Source organism: Microbacterium sp. Bi128, from assembly GCF_918698205.1.
Window position 1 is genome coordinate 1 of record NZ_CAKKMM010000433.1, and the last position, 3,715, is coordinate 3,715.

Consider the following 3,715-nt stretch of genomic DNA (forward strand, 5'->3'; position numbering starts at 1 on the left):
ACCGCCTTGCCGGGCACGCCGTCCTGCACGCCATCACGCAGCTCCCGACGTCGGCGATCGTCCTGGACCTGGCCGGCTTGCGGGCCACGAAGATCCAGCTCAACGGGCGCAGGGTACGCCGGTTCACGCAGCGGGCCGAGCAGCTCGTTGTCTACCCCGACAACCCGCTGCTCGCCACCGAGGCCTTCACGCTGGACATCCGCTATGAGGGGTACCCCGCGCCGCGCCGCGGCGTGTGGGGCGAAGTGGGCTGGGAGGAGCTCTCCGATGGGGTGCTGGTCGCCGGGCAGCCCAACGGGGCAGCCTCCTGGTTTCCGTGCAATGACCACCCGCGCGACAAGGCGAGTTACCTCATCACCGTGACCACCGACGCGAACTACCGGGCCGTGTGCAACGGGGTGCTGCTCTCCCGCACCAGCAGGGCCAGCCGCGAGACCTGGGTCTTTGAGCAGGCCGAACCCATGGCCACCTACCTGGCCACGGTCCAGATCGGCCGCTACGGGCTCCTGACGCTCAATGCCGACCGGCCCTCAGGGCACGTTCCGCAGTATGTGGCCGTGCCGGCGTCGCTGCAGGCGGGCGCCCGGGCCGCCCTGGCCCGCCAGCCCGACATGATGCGGACCTTCACGAACTGCTTTGGGCCATACCCGTTCCCGGAGTACACGGTGGTGGTCACCGACGACGTCCTGGAAATCCCGCTGGAAGCGCAGACACTGTCCATCCTGGGGCCCAACCATCTGCGGCAGGACTGGGAATCACAGCGGATGATCGCCCACGAACTCGCCCACCAGTGGTTCGGGAACTCCCTGACTACTGCGACCTGGAAGGACATCTGGCTGCACGAGGGCTTTGCCTGCTACGCGGAATGGATCTGGTCTGAAGAGGCCGGCATCATGTCGGCGGCTGCCCGCGCGCGCGCCGCCTGGCGCAAGCTCGCCGCTGCCCCGCAGGACCTGATGGTGGGCGACCCCGGCCCCGAACTGATGTTTGACGACCGGGTCTACAAACGCGGCGCCCTGGCCCTGCACGCCCTGCGGGTACGCTGCGGCGACCTGGCGTTCTTCGCTCTGCTGCACGACTGGACGGACCGCTTCCGGCACGGCACCGTGACCACCGCCGACTTCATCGTCGCGGCCGCCCACACAACGGGCCTGGACGCAGAGGCCTTGTTGCACCCCTGGCTGTTCGCCGACGCCCTGCCGCCGCTCCCGCAGGCAACGCCGCCCAAGATCTGATCAGGGGCCGGAGCCCTGACTAGGGAAGGACCGCCAGGGCGACGGCTGCCACGAGATCAGCGGGCAGGCCCGTCTCTGCCGGCGGCAGGTCCCGGAGCCCTGCGCGGCCGTTCACTGTCGGCGCCAGCACGTCCAGGGTGTCCGGGGCCGTCTGCAGCCCGGTGCCCAGCATTTTGAGCCAGGCCTCCTTGCGCGCCCACAGGCGCGCCCTGCCCTGCAGCAGCGCGATGCCGCCCAGCCCGGCGAGGTGCCGTTGTTCCGCCGGGGTCAACACGACGTCGTCGAACCCGTCGAAGTCCGCCCGGGCCGGATCCTCGACGTCGATGCCCAGGTGCTCGCCCGGGTCCGGGTCCACGACCCCGGCCAGAAGCGTCCAGCCGGCCGCACGGGACAGGCTCAGCAGCAGCGGCGCCGCCTGGCCCCGGAGCAGGTAGCCGGGCCGGCCGTGTGAGATGTCCGCGCCGGTGCCGCACCGTGGGCAGCTGTACCAGGCGGTGAGGTCCGACGCCGGAACGCCGAGCAGGCCGGCCGCGAACCGGCGCTGCGCGAGCCGCCCGTACAGGAAGTCCTCCCGGGTCCGCGGGGTCATGGCCCTGGCCCGGACGAGCTCGGCCCCGTCCAGCAGGGAGCGCGAGTCGCGTTCCAGCTCCGGTTCCGGATAAAGGGCTGATGCCGCTTCCACGGTCGCCCCCAGGTCCTTGGGAACACGGGGGCCGCTGGGAACCCCGGGGTCGCCGGGAACGCGAAAGGGCGGGCAGGCACGCACAACAAGGTGTGATGCCATGACCCGCCCCTTTCAGAAACGTCTGCGCTGTGACCAGCGCAGTCCTCAGCGCTGCACCGCTCCGAATCGTTCGTGGGCGGCGGCCACGGCACCTTCACGGGCCTCCGAGGCCTCGTCCGCCGTCAGGGTGCGGTCGTCGGCGCGGAAGCGCAGGCTGAACGCCAGCGACTTCTTGCCTTCCTCGATGCCCTTGCCCGCGTAGACGTCGAACAATGCGACGTCCTCGAGCAGTTCGCCGGCGCCTTCACGCAGCGCAGCCAGCACCTCCCCGGCCGGGACGTCCTGCGCCACCACCAGGGCCACGTCCTGCGTGGCCACCGGGTACGTCGAGATGTGCCGGGCCACGATCACGTCGGCGGCTGCCTCGAAGAGGGCGTCGGCGTTCAGTTCCAGTGCCACGGACCGGGCCGGCATGTCGTGCGCCGCCAGCAGCTTCGGGTGCAGCTCGCCGGCGTAGCCCACCACTTCGCCGGTGCGCAGTTCAAGCTGCGCCGCCCGGCCCGGGTGGAAGGCCTGATGCCGGCCCTGCGTGACCAGGAGCTCGACGCCGAGCACGTCGCCGGCGATCCGGGCGATGTCCACCGCGTCCGCCCAGTCCCAGGCCCGCGGGGCGTGGCCCGGGGCAGCGGGAGAGTCGTGCCCCGTGAGCACGGCGGCGAGGTGCAGCGGCTGGTCCGGGACGCCGTCGTACAGGGCATCGAGCACGTCGTCGCCGGGCTTGACGCCGAGCGGCGGAATCGCGGAGGTGCCAAGCTTCTCGCCCGGCAGGAACACGAGCCCGGCCTCGAAGAGGGCGAGGTCGCGGAAGCCGCGGGAGTGGTTGCGCTTGGCAACCTCGATCAGGCCCGGCAGGACGGAGGTCCGCAGGAAGCCGTGCTCCTCGCTGATCGGGTTGGCCAGCTTGAGGGCCTTGCGCTCCGCACCTTCGGCGGGGACGCCAAAGGTGTCATTGGCGGCCTTCGAGACGAACGGATACGCCAGCACCTCGGTGAGTCCGGCGTCGGCGAGGGCCTGGATCAGGCGGCGGCGCTGCTGCTGGACGCGGGTCAGGCCACGGCCCGGGGGCGCCACAGGCAGGGTCGCCGGGATCTTGTCGTAGCCAACCAGCCGGGCGATTTCCTCGGTGAGGTCGTCCTTGGTCTCGAGGTCCTGGCGCCAGCTCGGGGCGGTCACCGTGTAGCCGTTGCCGGTCTTGGCAACGACGGCGCCGAGGTCCTCGAGCGAGGTCAGGATCTGTTCCTCGGTGAAGTCGATCCCGATCCGGGCTGCCGCGTACTCTGCCGGCAGTTCGATGGTGACGGCGTCCGGCGCGGTCCCGACGTCGGTCCCGGCCTCGTCGGCCGTTCCGCCGGCGAGTTCGACCAGCAGGTCCACCACACGCTGGGCGGCCACGTCGGCCACCTGCCAGTCCACGCCGCGTTCGAAGCGCTTGGACGCCTCGGAGGGCAGCTTGTGCCGGCGGCGGGCACGGGCGATCGAGACCGCGTCGAAGTGCGCGGCCTCGACCAGGACGTTCGTGGTGGTGTCCGAGACTTCGGTGTGGGCACCGCCCATGACACCGGCGATTCCGATGGGTCCGGATTCGTCCGTGATCAGCAGATCCTCGACGTCGAGCGTGCGCTCCTTGTCGTCCAGGGTGGTGATCTTCTCCCCCGCCGTCGCCCGCCGGACCACGATGTCGCCGGCCAGCTTGTCC

Annotated in this window: 3 protein-coding genes; 1 reads left to right on the forward strand and 2 read right to left on the reverse strand. The window is 71.0% G+C overall.

The features are described 5' to 3' along the window. On the forward strand, positions 1 to 1,235 hold a 1,235-nt coding region (locus tag LQV45_RS20465), incomplete at its 5' end, for a M1 family metallopeptidase (RefSeq protein WP_230008590.1). 19 nt (positions 1,236 to 1,254) lie between these two features. Here the strand turns inward: LQV45_RS20465 and LQV45_RS20470 are convergent. Both LQV45_RS20470 and LQV45_RS20475 read right to left on the reverse strand, forming a co-directional pair. Beyond that, on the reverse strand, positions 1,255 to 2,019 hold the full coding sequence (locus LQV45_RS20470; protein ID WP_230008591.1) for a 4'-phosphopantetheinyl transferase superfamily protein: 765 nt from the start codon (positions 2,017 to 2,019) through the stop codon (positions 1,255 to 1,257). A 45-nt stretch (positions 2,020 to 2,064) separates the two neighbouring features. Then, on the reverse strand, positions 2,065 to 3,715 hold a 1,651-nt coding region (locus tag LQV45_RS20475), incomplete at its 5' end, for a phenylalanine--tRNA ligase subunit beta (protein WP_230008592.1).

Bases quoted from the DNA above. Each gene is read 5' to 3' on its own strand.
- LQV45_RS20470 (WP_230008591.1), bottom strand. From the start codon at position 2,019: ATGGCATCACACCTTGTTGTGCGTGCCTGCCCGCCCTTTCGCGTTCCC.